The sequence below is a fragment of the Stenotrophomonas sp. 78350_Sma genome, assembly GCF_056482105.1.
Window position 1 is genome coordinate 1,658,880 of sequence record NZ_CM151182.1, and the last position, 13,428, is coordinate 1,672,307.

The window sequence follows — 13,428 nt, forward strand, 5'->3', positions numbered from 1 at the left end:
CGCGGGCGCGCTATCGGGTATTCGATTGGACTGCACTATCCTTGGCTACCTGCATCGCTCTGCGCTCGAACCGCTCAGAAACCGCGTTAGTTCGTCCTTTGAGGCGCTGCAGATGAGTCACGACCTCGTAGGGCCCCTCGGCCAGCGGCCGGGCGGTGATCCCCCATGCATCAGCGCGCTCGATGCGCGATTGCGCGGTGATCCCGACACCATAGCCAGCGCCGACCCATAGCGCCAACATGTCGAACGAGGTCACATGCTGGACGCTCTGCCGGCTTAAAGACGGGAGGGATGACAGCCGCTGATCCAGTAGTGAGCAGCTTTCTGCCGGCCAGCGAAACACGGGGTAGTCCAAAAGTTCGGCGATCGTAAGCTTTGTCTGGGCGAGCAAGGGGGACCACAATGGCATGGCAACAGCGATGTTCTCGATCCACAAGGGTTGGCTTTTCAGAGACGGAGCGCTTACGGCCCGAAGCGACATTCCTGCGTCGTAACGACCTTCATCAATGCCCGTCACCAGGTCGTCACTTGATGTCTCAAAGAACGCGATAGTGATTTCCGGCTCTTCCGCGCGTTGCAGGGCGAGAAGCGAGGAGAAGCATGAGGATGGCACCCCAGGTGCTATCGCAAGCCTGAGATGGGGAAACTGGCTGGTGGCATCATGCATGCGAGCCCCCAAAAAGTGTTCTGGCCGAGTAGGTGAACTTGCATCGTGGTCAAGAGTGAAGTTTAACGCCGTTATCTTTAACGTGGTTAATTTTGGCAGATTGTTTGACGCTTCTGCTAATGCAGAAATCAACCATTCAGCCAGGCCGTCCTTCTGGCACAACAACGTATGAATCCGCAGCGGCGACAGCTTTCGGACAGGCCGTGCGCGCTGCGCGCGTCGCACAAGGAGTCGCGCAAGACGAGTTCGCATCTCGGGCAGGCATTTCGCGCTCGCACATGGGCAAGATCGAGCGTGGAGAGCACGTGCCCACGCTGCCCCTCATACTGAAAATTTCAGTAGCACTTGGGATAAGCGCGGCTGAATTGATGGCGGCCACCGAGCGCAATCTTCGTGCCGAAACCGATCTTTGAGGGTGTCTGCCAGCGGGGCCTTCAGCCGCTCGCAGAGTCACGTAGGCGAACGATGAACCGCTCCAGCGAAGCCGACAAATCACTGCTGTCGGCCCGCAGCAAGTAAGTCGTGATGACGGCTGAATCGATGGCCAGGGGACGGATCACCACGTCCGGGCGTTGGCAAACCGGAATCTTGCTCGCCGCGAGAAAGCCGATACCGTAACCAGCACCGACCAAGGTGAGCATCATGTCCAGCGAGGACACCTCCTCGACGACGTTCAACTTGTGCTCAAGCACCTGCAGCAGTCGTGTCAGTTCCCGGCAGTAGCCCTCGCACGCATGGGGATCGCACAAGACCAGTGGATGGATCCCGACTTCTTGGAGCGGGACCTTTTTGTGGGCGAGCAGTGCGTGCCGTGCCGGCACGGCAATGACCAATGGATCTCGCCAGATGGGCTCAGCCCGTATGTCGTCGCCGACGTCGGCCGTATGCGCGAATCCGATCATGAAATCCCCGGACCGCAGGCCGCGCAACTGCTCGGCCAGCGGAACCTCGGACAGCCGTATCTCGATCTCCGGCTCCTCCGCGCGGCACCGGGCCAGAAATGCCGACAGGCGAGCATCGATTGCCCCGTCGGAAATCGCGATGCGCAGACTGCCTCGCAAACCTGCTGCCACGGCCTGGGCGTTTTCGCGTGCCTGTTCGAGCACGGTGAACAATCTGCGGATATCTTGAAGAAAGACAACACCCGCCGACGTCAGCACGGTTCCACGGCGGTTCCGGTCGAACAGCACGACCCCTAGCTCGTCCTCCAGTTCTTTGATGGCACGGGACAAGGGGGGCTGTTCGATGTGCAGGCGCTCGGCGGCGCGCGTGAAATGCAACTCTTCAGCCAGGGCCATGAAATAGCGCAGATGTCGTAATTCCATGGTCTCAGCCCCCCCATGCCGAACCGGCAGTCGCGTGCTACGCCCGTATGTAGATCCATCCCGCTTGCTGCATGCGCGCCATCTCGATAACAGCAGGCCCGTCCAGTACTTCGAGCGGCTCTCTGTTGTCCCTGCCGATCCGCGAAAGTGTGTTCGGGCATACCCAGGTGAGCGCGTCGAGGTCGGAAGGTGCCGTGTCCAGGGCGGCGGCGACGGCTTGCGCGTTCGCAACGATGCGCACATCGGCATCGGGCGCCGCGCGCTTGAGATTGGTTGCATTGCTTCGCGCACGCTCAAAGGCTTCTGCCGTCGGTGCGTGGAGGATCACTTTCAATGTGGGGCGCTGGGTGTCTTGGGTCATGGTCGGTCGGTGGTGCAGTCAGAAGGGTTGTTCACGGGCGCATCTGCTGGGATGCGGATTTCAAGGCGCTTTGCAGCATCTCCTCGATGGAGGGGTGGTAGTACGGCATGGCCAGCAGATCGTTGACGGTCTGCTTCGCCTGGATCGCCCAAGCGATCAGGTGCGCCAGGTGCTCGCCTTGCGTCAGGAGCATGCTGGCACCGAGCAAGGCGCCTGAGCCGGGGGCGGCATAGATGTGCAGCAGGTTTTCCGGAGCACCAAGAATCTTGGAGCGCCCGTTGCCGCTGCCTTCCGCGGTGCCGACGACCGCGCCTTCCTGCACCGCCGCCTCGTAGGTCATGCCGACTGCGCACGCATCCGGGTCGGTGAACAGGATCGTGATCGGCACGCGCCGGGATGCGCCCGGCCAACTTTCGCCGCGCAAGCTCGCCAGTGCGGCTTGCGCTGCCATCTGACCCTCGTCCGCGGCCTCGTGCATCAGAGGGCGATCCGGCTGCACATCGCCTGCGAAGAAAATCGGCACCTGGGACGGCCCGCAGGCCTGCATGGTCGCGGGGTCGATGCTCGGTCGGCCAGCCTGATCCAAGGAGATGCCGGCCGCGGCGAGATCGAGCGCCTCGGTATTGGGTTGTCGTCCCGTCACGACGAGAAGCCGATCCACGAGCGCGTCGCGCTCGCCGGCGCGCATGCGCACCTGGTCGCCTTCAAGGCTGACTTCGACGGCGGCGCCCAACCACATCGGCAACTCGGTCTCGAACCTGGCGATCGCCCGCTCCAGGACATCGGGGTCCTGGATGCCGCCGATGGCGTCTTTCTGGTCTGCCGCGACCACCTGCACATCCAAGCGAGACAGGGCCAGGCCGAGTTCCAGCCCGATGGCGCCCAGTCCCAGGATTCCCATCCGTGCGGGCAGGACGCCCAGGTCGAACAGGGTATCGGTGGTCAGGATGCGGGAGGCAACGCCGTCGAGCGCTTTGGGGACCACCGGGCGAGAGCCCGTCGCCACGATGAAGGCGCTGGCCTCGATCCGTTGTTCACCTGCCTGCAAGATGCCCGGCGCGACGAAGCGCGCTTCGGCCATGATCAGGCTCTCGCCAGCCGCCTTGCGCGTGCGCTCCGCGGCGGCGCCGGCCAGCGCATCCCTGGTCTGGCGGGCGTGGGACCATAAGGCCTGCGGCCCTTGGGTCGATGGCGTGGCGCTCGCTGCCAGTGCCTTGGCGACCTTCCAGTGCATGCCGGCATGCAGGGCCGCCTTCGAGGGCATGCATCCGACGCGCGCGCAGGTCGTCCCCAATGGCCCCCGATCGATCAGAACCACCTGTTTGCCTGTCGCTTTCAGCGCATGGAATGCGGTGCTGCCAGCGGTTCCCGCGCCAATGATGGCGACATCTACTTTCCTTGTCTGCATTGAATTTTCCCGTCCACAATCAATTAATCGAACATCGGACCTCTAGCCAACATTGCGCATGAGCATGAGGGCCGCCACGGCCACGCAGGTGATCGAAAACACCCGCTGGAGCATCTTTGAGGGAATCCTGCGTGCCAGAACACGGCCGAGCGACATGCCCACGAGCGCCGTGAGAACGAATGTCCAGGCGGGCGCGGTGAGCGTCATGCCATGACTCCACGCGATGAACACGGTTACAGCGGACAGCAGCGCGATCACCATGAGCGAGGTCGCGACGATGCTGTGCATGCGCAGCTCGCTGAAATGCGCCAGAGCCGGGACGATGATGAATCCGCCGCCCACCCCCAACATGCCCGTGGCCAAACCGGAGACGATGCCGATGCTCCCCAGCGTGGTCGCTGTTCGCACGTTCCAGACGAAGCGGCCGGTGTCCTTGGAGATCTTGCAGACCCGGGCTGGCTCGTCAGCCAGATCGTCCTGCGTCTGGCTGCCGCGAGATGACATGAACATCCGGTAGGCCACCACGAGCATGATGGCGACGAAGATCAGGTTCAGCCATCGAGGCGAAAGCCAGTGGGCAAACTGCACGCCCAGCGGAGCCGTCACGGCGCCGGCAGCCGCCAACATCATCGCTGCCTTGTACCGAACTACCCCCTGGCGCAAGCCCTGCAAAGCGCCCAGGGTCGCCGCTGCTCCCACGGCGAGCAGCGCCACGGGCGCGGCCTGACGGATGTCCATGCCCAGGCCGAACACCAGCGCCGGCACCGCGAAGATGCCGCCGCCGGCGCCAGTCAATCCCAGCACGGCTCCGATGATGAGGCCCAGCACTCCACCCGTCAGCGAGAGCATAGTGAATGATCCTTTGTGCAATTTCCGTTGAGCAGCCTGAGATGCGGGCTGAGAGAAGCGGCCATCAGGTTCGGCGCCTGGGCGGCTGGTTCAGCGCGGCCCCAGCACTTCACCCAATTGCGCCCCTCGCGGCATGCCGTTGTACTTCTTGAGGATCCCATTGGGGCCGCGTACAACGATGCCGGGCGTCCCCCGGAAGCCGGTGCTCGCCATGAGTGCCAGGTTGTCATCGAGGATCTTGCGCACATCGGCAGGCACGCTCTTGGCTGGCGTAATCCCGCCCTGGCCAAACTGCCGCTCGTTCGTCAACAACGCCGCACTCCGGTCAGGCGCGCCAAGAATGGCCGCGGCTTTGGCCGGGCTGTCATCCTTGATGATGCCTACCAGAATGTGCCGCAACTGGACCTTGCCGGAATCCACCCAGGGGCGTGCAGCTTCCCAGAAGGCGTTGCAATAGGGGCAGTTGGCATCGCTGAAGGTGTAGATGACGCGCGGCGCATCTGCCTTGCCGTCCAGCACCCAGGTGGACGACTGCAGCTGCGACCATTCCTTGTCGCTGACCGGCTTGGCGGCCAGCTTTTCCAGGTCCGCTTCGTCCATTGGCTCGCCCTTGGCGTTCAGGCGAGTTCCCACGATGGCATTGCCATCGCTCGTGATGTACACGGCAATGGGCCGGTCACCCGCGACGGCAGCGAAGGCGCGCAGACCGCCGCCGACCTTGAATTCCTGCGTGACGGTCAGGCCCTGACCTTCCAGCGCCTTGAGGACGGCCGGCTTGTCAGCCGTCTCTGCCTTGCTGCAGCCGGTGACCACCATGAAGCTGGCGGCCAGCAGGAACGAAATGTGCGAGCGTTGTGCAAACATGGTTACTCCTTGTCTGTCTTGATCTGTTGGGCTGGCGCGAATCGGCGCGACACCGTGTGTTTGAGGCTGGCCATCGTGAGTTCGCCCAGATGGGTATCCACCAGGCGTCCTTGCTCATCGAAGAACAAGGTGGTGGGCAGGCCTCGCGATGCGACGGCCTGCATGGTCTGGGAAGCGGGGTCGAGCAGCACATCCTTGAGATGCAGGCGTTCGCTCTCAAGAAAGGCGCGGGCTTGCTGGGCGCTCTCTCCCTGGTTGACCATGACAAAAGCGATATCGGGATACTGCGCTTGTGCCTGCTCGAACACCGGCATCTCGCGACGGCATGGTGGACACCACGACGCCCAGAGGTTGAGCACGACGGGCCGCCCAGCATAGGAATTCAGGACGACTGGCTGTTCATCGAGCGTTGCGAGCGTCAACGCTGGCAACGGCGGTGCCGAGCGCTGCAGCAGAGCCAGTACGCCCCCGGTAGCAAACCAGGCTGCGAGTCCGACCGCAACTCCCGCCAATACAGGCCGGCGCAATGCCCGAACCGCACGGGTGCGCCACCAGATGAGCGCCAGCGCTGCCAGGACACCGACCCACCACGAAAAGCCTTGGTCGCCAATGGAAATCATGGACATCGGCGACTGCGCGTACTCTTCCCACCATTGCGCGATGTAGCCGAGGCGAGCCGCCACAAACCCCACAAAAGCGGCGTCCAGCAACATTCCGCCGGCCGCCTTGTACGGAGAGTCGGGCAACCGCTTGGCAACCATGCGCGCCACCGCCCAGGCCAGCAGGACGGCCAGGAAGACGGCAACGACTTGGACGGAGAACGGACCTACGCTGATCATCAGGAACCTGCCTTGTCCAAGCGCACCAGGAAGGCGCGGGCATCGATCTCACCGACGACGCGCAGGTCCCGGCGTTCCGTACCGTCCGGGCCAACCAGAATGAGCGTGGGCGGCCCCATGACACCCCAATGCTTGAGCAAGGCCTGATCGGTCGCATCATTGCGCGTCACATCTGGTCGCACGACCTGCATCCGGGCCAGGCGGGACGCGACGGCGGGGTCGCCGAATACGTTGCGTTCGATCACATGGCAACTGACGCACCAGTCGGCGTAGAAGTCGATCAGGGTCCATTGGCCGCGCGAAGCGGCCTGTGCCAAATGCGCATCCACGTCCTCGACCGATTTCGCCTGCAGGTAAGCGACGCCGCCCGCCGCCGGTGCTGGCGAAGTCGAACCACCGCGCAGGTGGGCCAGCGGCTGCAATGCCGATTCGCCGCCAGAGGCCGCGCCGACCAGCATCAGGATGGACCACAAGCCGGCGAAGACGGCGCCGGACCGCAGCGACCATGCCAGCCGATGCTTCGCTGCCACGGCCTGGCCCCACGCGATCAGGCCAATCGCCACCGACAAGACCCATGCGCCCCACAGAACCAGGCTGACCGTGCCGGGCAGGAAGCGCGTCAGCATCATCACGGCCATGCCCACCATGACGTAGCCGAATGCCACGCGCACGCGGTCCATCCACGCGCCAGGCCGTGGCAGGACCCGGGCACCGAACACGGCGATGGCCAGCAGGGGCAGTCCCATGCCCAAACCCAGCGCGAACAAGGCCATGCCACCGTAGACCGCGCTGCCGGTCTGCCCGATGTACAGCAATGCGCCTGCCAATGGAGCGGTCATGCAAGGCCCGACCAGAAGCGCCGAGAGGAAGCCCAGCGCCGCCGCGCCGGAGATGCTCCCGCCCGAGCGATCTCTACCGGCGGATTCGACCCGATTGATCAGCGCCGAGGGCATCTGCAGCTCGAACAGGCCGAACAGTGAACTCGCCAGGACCAGGAACAAGGCTGCAAACGCTCCGAGCAGCCAAGGCGATTGCAGTGTGGCTTGCAGGTTGGCCCCGGCCAAGCCAGCGGCCACGCCCACCGCGGCGTAGGTGCCCGCCATCGCCAGGACATAGGACAGAGAGAGGAAGAAAGCCCGCCGCGGCTTGGCCTGGCTGCCGACGACCATGGTGGAGACGATGGGGATCATCGGGAGCGAGCATGGTGTGAAAGCGAGCAGCAAGCCGAAGCCAAAAAACAGCAGTGTTCCCCACACGGGGCCCAATGCTGCTAGGCGCTGCGCTGCCGCTTGATCCTCTGCCACCTCGGTAGCTCCGCCCAAGCTGACTGTGTTGGTGGAGGTCAAAGCCGAACTCCGCTGTACGGAGTCATTGCCGGTCGGGGATGTGCCGGCCACCACTGCCGGCAATGCCACATTCATGGTCTGCGGCGGATAGCAGATACCTGCCTCCGCGCACCCTTGCCAATGCAGTGTCAGCGGGCCGGGGGCGGTGGCGGGAAAGCGCAGATTGAGGGCATCGCCCGTATAGATTTCCGTATCGCCAAAGAATTCGTCGTGTTTGGCTGTTCCTGCCGGAAGCGTCAGGCTGACTTCATGGCCCTGCGCATCGACCAACTTGATGGCATGGCGATAAACGTAGTAGCCATCGGCAACGTGTCCAGCGGCCGAGAACGAATCGCCCTGCTGCTGCACAGCGTCCAGCTTGAGAACTTCGGCAACGTCCAGAAATTGCCGCTCGCTGCGGCCCCAGGAGGGAAAAAGGCCGTCCGCCCACGCACTGCCGACCGCACAACCACACAGGAGAAAGATCGCTACGATGCGCCGATAAAAAGCCAAATCCGAGTCCTCCAAGCAAAGCTGCCTGGATCATGCGATGACCCGATTAAGCGAAACTAAAGGTCCCCCCAATGGCCCGTGGGGGACGGGGATGCCATCAAGGCTTTGCGCTTGGCTCTGGTGATCGACCATGGGCGAGTTCCGCCTGCTCCGTCCGGGCCCGTTCAATCCCGGCCGCGACGACTTTCGCCGCCTCGGAATCGGGGGGCATCATCCCGAGCAGCTTCTCCCAGTGCGCGATGGCCGTTTGATAGTCCCGGCGCTGCACCGCAGCAGCGCCGGCCAGAGTCAGAGGCAGGGCTGCATTGGGATCGAGCGACAAGGCGCGCTCAAGCAGACGAGTGGGCTCTCCCTCAAAACCGGAGCCACGGATTCTGGACAGCGACTCCGCGTACTCCGCCAACGCCTGTGGATCGTTCTGGACCAGCTCATTGGCGTGGGTGAAGGCATTGACGGCTTGCTCATGATCGCCGAAGTAACGGTAGGAACGCGCCAGCATGAGCCAGCCTCCAGGATCATCGGGGTGCTGGGCCAGCCGTGCCTGAAGAGAGGCCACCATTGCTTGCACATCGGTTTGCGTCGTCATGCTCGCGCTGCGAACCTGTGACGGGTCCGTGGCGGCCGGATTTCCCAGGTACGAATAGGTGAGCGCTGTCGCGATCGGCAGCAGAATGGCGACAGTGATCGCTGCCCGCTTGCTTCCAGCAGGCGGCCCCAATTTCAACGGAGGAGCAGCAGTTTCATTCAGCGCTCGCCGCTGAAGATCAGATCTTGCATCGGCCAATTCATTGGCCGACAACGTGCCATTGATGTGGTCTCTCTCCAACTCCGCCCATTGATCGCGCAGTACCGCGACGTTCACGCTTTCAGGGGCAACTTGGTCGCTCGCACCATGTCCCCCTCGCCAGAGAACGAAAGAAAGCCATATCGAGACGCCTCCCACGAGCACCGACGCCAGAGTCAGGAAAACGATGCTCATGTTTCGTCCAGTACATTGTGTGGCGGAGCCAGCAGCGCGTCCGCGTGTCTGCGCTCCTCTTCATTGAGTGCAGCATGCTTCGGCTTGCGGTTTCGGCTGCGCAGATTCATGACCAAGACCACAATGCCCAAGGCAAGCACCACGAACGGGCCAAACCAAAGCAACATCGTTGTCGGCTTCAAGGGCGGGCGATAGAGCACGAAATCGCCGTATCGCTCGACCATATAAGTCCGGATGTCGTCATCGCTCTTGCCGGCACGGATCTGCTCGCGGATCTGTTGGCGCAAGTCAGCGGCAAGATCGGCCTGCGAAGCTGCAATCGATTCATTCTGGCAAACCAGGCAACGTAACTCGGATGCAATGCCCAGCATTCGGTCCTCGGCCGCTTGGTCGCTGGCCCAGACCGGAGCCGTGAACAGAAAGAAAAACAATGCCACCCGCCAGAGAATCATTTCTCAAGCTCCCGCACCAGCGGCAGCAGCTCGCCGCGCATTTCCCCCGCGTCAATCGCCCCGGTGTGCTTGTAGCGAATGATGCCTGCCTTATCGATCACATAGGTTTCCGGCACGCCGTACACCCCGAAGTCGATGCCGACCGCCCCATGCGCATCGGAGACCGTCGTTTCAAAGGCATTGCCATTGCGCCGTAGCCAGGCGATGGCGTTCTGGGGCGTGTCCTTGTAGTTCATGCCGACCACCGAAACAGCATGCCTGCTGGCCAATTCGGTGATGACAGGATGCTCCTCAAGACAGGGCGCGCACCAGGAAGCCCACACGTTCAGTACCCAAACTTTCCCGATCATGCTCTCGGATGAGAAGGTCAGGTCCGGAGCTTGCAGTTGCGGAAGGCTGAAGCGCGGCGCGGGCTTGTTGATCAAGGGCGATGGCACCTCGCTGGGCTTGAGCGTCAGGCCCACTGCGAGGAACGACACCAAGACAAGGAATCCGAGCAGCGGCCATAGGAAACGGTTCATGATGCGGCCTCGGGCAATGGCGGAGCGACGTGTTGACGGCGAGGCTTCAGACGGTATCGACGATCGCTGATGGCCAAGCCACCGCCAAGCGCCATCAGGATGCAGCCGATCCAGATCCAGTCAACGAATGGCTTGTGGTAGACACGAACGCTCCAAACACCGTCGCCGAGCGGTTCGCCGAGCGCCGCGTAGACGTGGCGCAGTCCGTTTGCATCGATCGCCACCTCGGTCATCGGCATCTGCGAGGCCGGGTAATTGCGCTTTTCCGGATGCAGCCGACGCAAGACCTTGCCGTCGCGCGACAGTTCGATATCGCCTATCTGCGCCACGTAGTTGGGCCCCCGCGTGCTTCTGACGCCGATCAAAGTGAGGTCGTAGCCGCCGATGCTGACGGACTCGCCCTGGGCCAATCGAACGTCTCGCTCGGTCTCATACCCACTGACGATGGTCACGCCAGTCACGAATACCGCGATGCCCAGATGCGCCATATGCATCCCAAGCCAACTGCGTGGCTGGGCACGCAACCCGCCGCGGGTGGCGCGCATTCGGCCGAAGATGCCCGTCACCACCGACACCGCAATCCACGTGGCGAGCATCAAGCCCAACGCCGCAGAAGCTGACCAGTGCCCCAGCACGAACGGGGCGGTCAGGCCCACCAGGGGTGCAGCAATCATCGGCACGCGCAACTGCCTGAAGATGGCACCGAACTGGGCGGCCTTCCAATTGGCGGCGGGTCCTACCGCAATCAGAAGCAACGCGGGGATCATCAATGGCACGAACACCGCATTGAAGTATGGCGGCCCCACGGAGAGCTTGCCCAGGCCCAGCGCATCGACGAGCAGTGGGTACAGCGTACCGAGCGCGACAGCGCCGGCAGTGACGACCAACAGCACATTGTTGACCAGCAGCAAGGACTCCCTGGAGACCATGTCGAACCGTCCTCCCATGCCGACCTTAGGGGCTCGCCATGCGAACAAAGCGAGCGACGTGCCCACAATGACCGTCAGCAGAATCAGAATGAATAACCCGCGTCGCGGATCGGTGGCAAATGCATGCACAGAAGTCAGTACGCCCGAGCGCACCAGAAAGGCACCCAAAAGCGAGCAAGAAAATGCGCCGATCGAGAGCAGCACCGTCCAGTTCTTGAAACTGGCCCGCTTTTCCGTCACCGCCAAAGAGTGGATCAAGGCGGTGCCCACCAGCCAGGGGATGAACGACGAGTTCTCGACCGGGTCCCAAAACCACCAGCCCCCCCAGCCCAACTCGTAGTAGGCCCACCAACTCCCCAAGGCGATTCCGACCGTCAGATTTGCCCAGGCTGCGGTGGCCCAGGGACGAGACCAGCGTGCCCACGTCGAGTCCAGTTGTCCGGCAAGCAATGCAGCAATCGCGAATGCGAAGGCCACCGAAAATCCGACGTACCCCATGTAAAGCAGCGGTGGATGAAAGATCAAGCCGATATCCTGCAGGAGCGGATTCAGATCCCATCCATCTTGCGGTACCGGGAAAAGTCGCTCGAAGGGATTGGAGGTCAACAGGACGAACAGCAGGAAGCCGGCCGTCACCAGGCCGAGCACGCCCAGAACGCGCGCCACCATGGCATCCGGAAGCTGTTTCGACAACCGGCTGACCGCATAGGCCCAGCCGGTCTGCATCAGCAGCCAGAGCAGGAGCGAACCCTCATGTCCGCCCCAGACCGCGGCCATTCTGTAGCCCAGCGGGAGCTGAGAATTGGAGTTTTGAGCGACGTAGGCGACCGAGTAGTCCTTCGCGACAAAGGCCCAGGTGAGCGCGGCAAAACCGACCATCACCAACAGGAATTGAGCGCGTGCAGCGGGGCGGGCGAACGCGATCCAGGTGAGGTTGGCTCGCGCCGCGCCGGCCAGGGCAAGAACACCTTGAGCGAGTGCCACGAACAAGGCAGCGATGAGGGCGAGGTGGCCGATTTCTGGAATCATGGGTCAAGGCTTCCTTGAAGCCGGCTTCTTCTGGACTTCGTCCAGCGCATGCTGGGCCTCGGGCGGCATGTAGTTCTCGTCGTGCTTGGCCAGCACCTCCTCGGCGCGAAAGAGGCCGGCACTGTCCAGCCGTCCTTGAACAACCACCCCTTTTCCTTCACTGAACAGGTCAGGCAAGATGCCCGAATACGTGACCGGGATTGCTTTGACCGTATCGGTGATGACGAACTGCACGGCAAGCTCACCACGCTGGCGCTTCAGACTACCTCGTTCCACCATGCCGCCGACTCGAAAGGTGCGCTCCAGTGGTGCCTCCCCGGCACTGACCTGCGAGGGCGTGAAGAAGAACACAAGGTTGCTCTGAAAGGCATTGAGCACCAGCGCGGTGGCGATGCCGAGGGCGGATAGCCCGGCGACGATGAGTGCGATGCGTCTATTTCGTGGCTTCACGCCGCGCCTCCTTGCCCAGCAATTCCGACTGGATGCGCCATAGCGCTGCTCGGCGCCGGCGCCGGAGCATTCGGCATTCAGTCCAGAGCAACACCACCGTCGTCAGGACGGATCCCCAAACGTACACGCCATATCCGCCCATCGCCAGGAACTCACCCACACTGGCCCAGTTCATCGCTTCACCTCCTCGATGTCCTGCAGCCAGCCGGCGTGATGTTCGCGTTCCAGGATGATGCAGCGCACACGCGCCAGCGCCGCCGCAGCCGTGTAAGCCCAGGCCGCAAGAACCATGATCAGCATGCCCAACAACATGACCGTCGCCATGGAGGGCGAACGAGTCAGCGATACCGAGGCGCCCTGGTGCAAGGTGTTCCACCACTGCACGGAGAAATAGATCACAGGGATGTTCACCACGCCGACCAGTGCCAGCACGGCGCCTGCCCGGTCGGCACGGCGACGATCTTCGATCGCCGACTGGAGTGCGATGAAACCGATGTACAGAAACAGCAGGACTAGTTCAGAGGTCAGCCGCGCATCCCAGACCCACCAGGTTCCCCACATCGGCTTTCCCCACAAGGCGCCGGTCCACAGAGAAAGGAAGGTGAACAGTGCACCCGTGGGGGCCAGCGCCGAGGCCATCATTGCCGACAGGCGGCTGTTGAACACCAGGCCAATGCCGGCCCAGAACGCCATCGCCAGATAGATGACCATGGACATCCATGAAACCGGCACGTGCAGGAAGATGATGCGATACCCCTCTCCCTGCTGGGCGTCGGTGGGTGCCAAGAAGAACCCCACATAGACGCCCGCGAGCGACAGCGCCGCGGCGGTCACGCCGAGCCAAGGGACGAGCTTCCCCGCGAGTGGGTAGAACGCCTTGGGAGATGAAAACTTGAACCAGTTGACCATACGCTTCG

The 13,428-nt window shown here is 62.9% G+C and carries 16 protein-coding genes; 1 reads left to right on the forward strand and 15 read right to left on the reverse strand.

Features of this window, described 5'->3' with window-relative positions; all coding sequences use genetic code 11:
• Nucleotides 1-10: 10 nt before the first annotated feature.
• Nucleotides 11-832 (reverse strand): substrate-binding domain-containing protein, encoded by an 822-nt coding sequence (locus ACZK4H_RS07660; RefSeq protein ID WP_428843480.1) that lies wholly within the window; start codon nucleotides 830-832, stop codon nucleotides 11-13.
• Between ACZK4H_RS07660 and ACZK4H_RS07665 the strand changes: the two genes are divergently transcribed.
• Complete coding sequence (locus ACZK4H_RS07665; protein ID WP_003149846.1) at nucleotides 787-1,080, forward strand: helix-turn-helix domain-containing protein; 294 nt, start codon at nucleotides 787-789, stop codon at nucleotides 1,078-1,080. The genes ACZK4H_RS07660 and ACZK4H_RS07665 overlap by 46 nt on opposite strands.
• Before the next feature lie 21 nt (nucleotides 1,081-1,101).
• Here ACZK4H_RS07665 and ACZK4H_RS07670 read toward each other — a convergent pair whose 3' ends face one another.
• The 14 genes from ACZK4H_RS07670 to ccmC form a co-directional block, all read right to left on the reverse strand.
• Entirely contained in the window at nucleotides 1,102-1,992 is an 891-nt protein-coding gene (locus ACZK4H_RS07670; protein WP_004350675.1) for a LysR family transcriptional regulator, read from the reverse strand.
• A gap of 37 nt (nucleotides 1,993-2,029) precedes the next feature.
• Nucleotides 2,030-2,353 carry a hypothetical protein gene (locus tag ACZK4H_RS07675; protein WP_003149844.1) on the reverse strand — a complete coding sequence of 108 codons (324 nt, stop codon included), beginning with the start codon at nucleotides 2,351-2,353 and terminating at the stop codon, nucleotides 2,030-2,032.
• 31 nt (nucleotides 2,354-2,384) lie between these two features.
• The gene (locus tag ACZK4H_RS07680; protein WP_478473068.1) at nucleotides 2,385-3,761 is read right to left on the reverse strand and encodes a dihydrolipoyl dehydrogenase; all 1,377 of its coding nucleotides are present in this window, start codon (nucleotides 3,759-3,761) and stop codon (nucleotides 2,385-2,387) included.
• Nucleotides 3,762-3,803: 42 nt separating this feature from the next.
• Nucleotides 3,804-4,610 carry a sulfite exporter TauE/SafE family protein gene (locus tag ACZK4H_RS07685; RefSeq protein ID WP_004350669.1) on the reverse strand — a complete coding sequence of 269 codons (807 nt, stop codon included), beginning with the start codon at nucleotides 4,608-4,610 and terminating at the stop codon, nucleotides 3,804-3,806.
• Nucleotides 4,611-4,700: 90 nt separating this feature from the next.
• The gene (gene dsbG / locus ACZK4H_RS07690) at nucleotides 4,701-5,474 is read right to left on the reverse strand and encodes a thiol:disulfide interchange protein DsbG (protein WP_003149839.1); all 774 of its coding nucleotides are present in this window, start codon (nucleotides 5,472-5,474) and stop codon (nucleotides 4,701-4,703) included.
• Nucleotides 5,475-5,476: 2 nt separating this feature from the next.
• Nucleotides 5,477-6,313 carry a TlpA disulfide reductase family protein gene (locus tag ACZK4H_RS07695; RefSeq protein WP_004350666.1) on the reverse strand — a complete coding sequence of 279 codons (837 nt, stop codon included), beginning with the start codon at nucleotides 6,311-6,313 and terminating at the stop codon, nucleotides 5,477-5,479.
• The gene (gene dsbD, locus ACZK4H_RS07700; protein WP_004350664.1) at nucleotides 6,313-8,166 is read right to left on the reverse strand and encodes a protein-disulfide reductase DsbD; all 1,854 of its coding nucleotides are present in this window, start codon (nucleotides 8,164-8,166) and stop codon (nucleotides 6,313-6,315) included. Before dsbD ends, ACZK4H_RS07695 begins: the two co-directional genes overlap by 1 nt.
• Before the next feature lie 82 nt (nucleotides 8,167-8,248).
• Nucleotides 8,249-9,130 (reverse strand): c-type cytochrome biogenesis protein CcmI, encoded by an 882-nt coding sequence (gene ccmI, locus ACZK4H_RS07705; protein ID WP_003149835.1) that lies wholly within the window; start codon nucleotides 9,128-9,130, stop codon nucleotides 8,249-8,251.
• On the reverse strand, nucleotides 9,127-9,582 hold the full coding sequence (locus ACZK4H_RS07710; RefSeq protein WP_003149833.1) for a cytochrome c-type biogenesis protein: 456 nt from the start codon (nucleotides 9,580-9,582) through the stop codon (nucleotides 9,127-9,129). The genes ccmI and ACZK4H_RS07710 overlap by 4 nt, the downstream gene beginning before the upstream one ends.
• The gene (locus ACZK4H_RS07715; RefSeq protein WP_003149830.1) at nucleotides 9,579-10,103 is read right to left on the reverse strand and encodes a DsbE family thiol:disulfide interchange protein; all 525 of its coding nucleotides are present in this window, start codon (nucleotides 10,101-10,103) and stop codon (nucleotides 9,579-9,581) included. Before ACZK4H_RS07715 ends, ACZK4H_RS07710 begins: the two co-directional genes overlap by 4 nt.
• Nucleotides 10,100-12,061 (reverse strand): heme lyase CcmF/NrfE family subunit, encoded by a 1,962-nt coding sequence (locus ACZK4H_RS07720; RefSeq protein WP_003149828.1) that lies wholly within the window; start codon nucleotides 12,059-12,061, stop codon nucleotides 10,100-10,102. Before ACZK4H_RS07720 ends, ACZK4H_RS07715 begins: the two co-directional genes overlap by 4 nt.
• 3 nt (nucleotides 12,062-12,064) lie before the next feature.
• The gene (gene ccmE, locus ACZK4H_RS07725; protein WP_003149827.1) at nucleotides 12,065-12,511 is read right to left on the reverse strand and encodes a cytochrome c maturation protein CcmE; all 447 of its coding nucleotides are present in this window, start codon (nucleotides 12,509-12,511) and stop codon (nucleotides 12,065-12,067) included.
• On the reverse strand, nucleotides 12,495-12,686 hold the full coding sequence (ccmD, locus tag ACZK4H_RS07730) for a heme exporter protein CcmD (RefSeq protein WP_003149824.1): 192 nt from the start codon (nucleotides 12,684-12,686) through the stop codon (nucleotides 12,495-12,497). The genes ccmE and ccmD overlap by 17 nt, the downstream gene beginning before the upstream one ends.
• Nucleotides 12,683-13,420: a heme ABC transporter permease CcmC gene (gene ccmC, locus ACZK4H_RS07735; RefSeq protein ID WP_003149822.1), complete on the reverse strand. Its 738-nt coding sequence runs from the start codon at nucleotides 13,418-13,420 to the stop codon at nucleotides 12,683-12,685. Before ccmC ends, ccmD begins: the two co-directional genes overlap by 4 nt.
• Nucleotides 13,421-13,428 lie beyond the last annotated feature (8 nt).

Coding starts and splice junctions, on each gene's coding strand:
- ACZK4H_RS07665 (WP_003149846.1), top strand. CDS start 787: ATGCAGAAATCAACCATTCAGCCAGGCCGTCCTTCTGGCACAACAACG.
- ACZK4H_RS07670 (WP_004350675.1), bottom strand. CDS start 1,992: ATGGAATTACGACATCTGCGCTATTTCATGGCCCTGGCTGAAGAGTTG.
- ACZK4H_RS07675 (WP_003149844.1), bottom strand. CDS start 2,353: ATGACCCAAGACACCCAGCGCCCCACATTGAAAGTGATCCTCCACGCA.
- ACZK4H_RS07680 (WP_478473068.1), bottom strand. CDS start 3,761: ATGCAGACAAGGAAAGTAGATGTCGCCATCATTGGCGCGGGAACCGCT.
- ACZK4H_RS07685 (WP_004350669.1), bottom strand. CDS start 4,610: ATGCTCTCGCTGACGGGTGGAGTGCTGGGCCTCATCATCGGAGCCGTG.
- dsbG (WP_003149839.1), bottom strand. CDS start 5,474: ATGTTTGCACAACGCTCGCACATTTCGTTCCTGCTGGCCGCCAGCTTC.
- ACZK4H_RS07695 (WP_004350666.1), bottom strand. CDS start 6,313: ATGATCAGCGTAGGTCCGTTCTCCGTCCAAGTCGTTGCCGTCTTCCTG.
- ccmI (WP_003149835.1), bottom strand. CDS start 9,130: ATGAGCATCGTTTTCCTGACTCTGGCGTCGGTGCTCGTGGGAGGCGTC.
- ACZK4H_RS07710 (WP_003149833.1), bottom strand. CDS start 9,582: ATGATTCTCTGGCGGGTGGCATTGTTTTTCTTTCTGTTCACGGCTCCG.
- ACZK4H_RS07715 (WP_003149830.1), bottom strand. CDS start 10,103: ATGAACCGTTTCCTATGGCCGCTGCTCGGATTCCTTGTCTTGGTGTCG.
- ACZK4H_RS07720 (WP_003149828.1), bottom strand. CDS start 12,061: ATGATTCCAGAAATCGGCCACCTCGCCCTCATCGCTGCCTTGTTCGTG.
- ccmD (WP_003149824.1), bottom strand. CDS start 12,686: ATGAACTGGGCCAGTGTGGGTGAGTTCCTGGCGATGGGCGGATATGGC.
- ccmC (WP_003149822.1), bottom strand. CDS start 13,420: ATGGTCAACTGGTTCAAGTTTTCATCTCCCAAGGCGTTCTACCCACTC.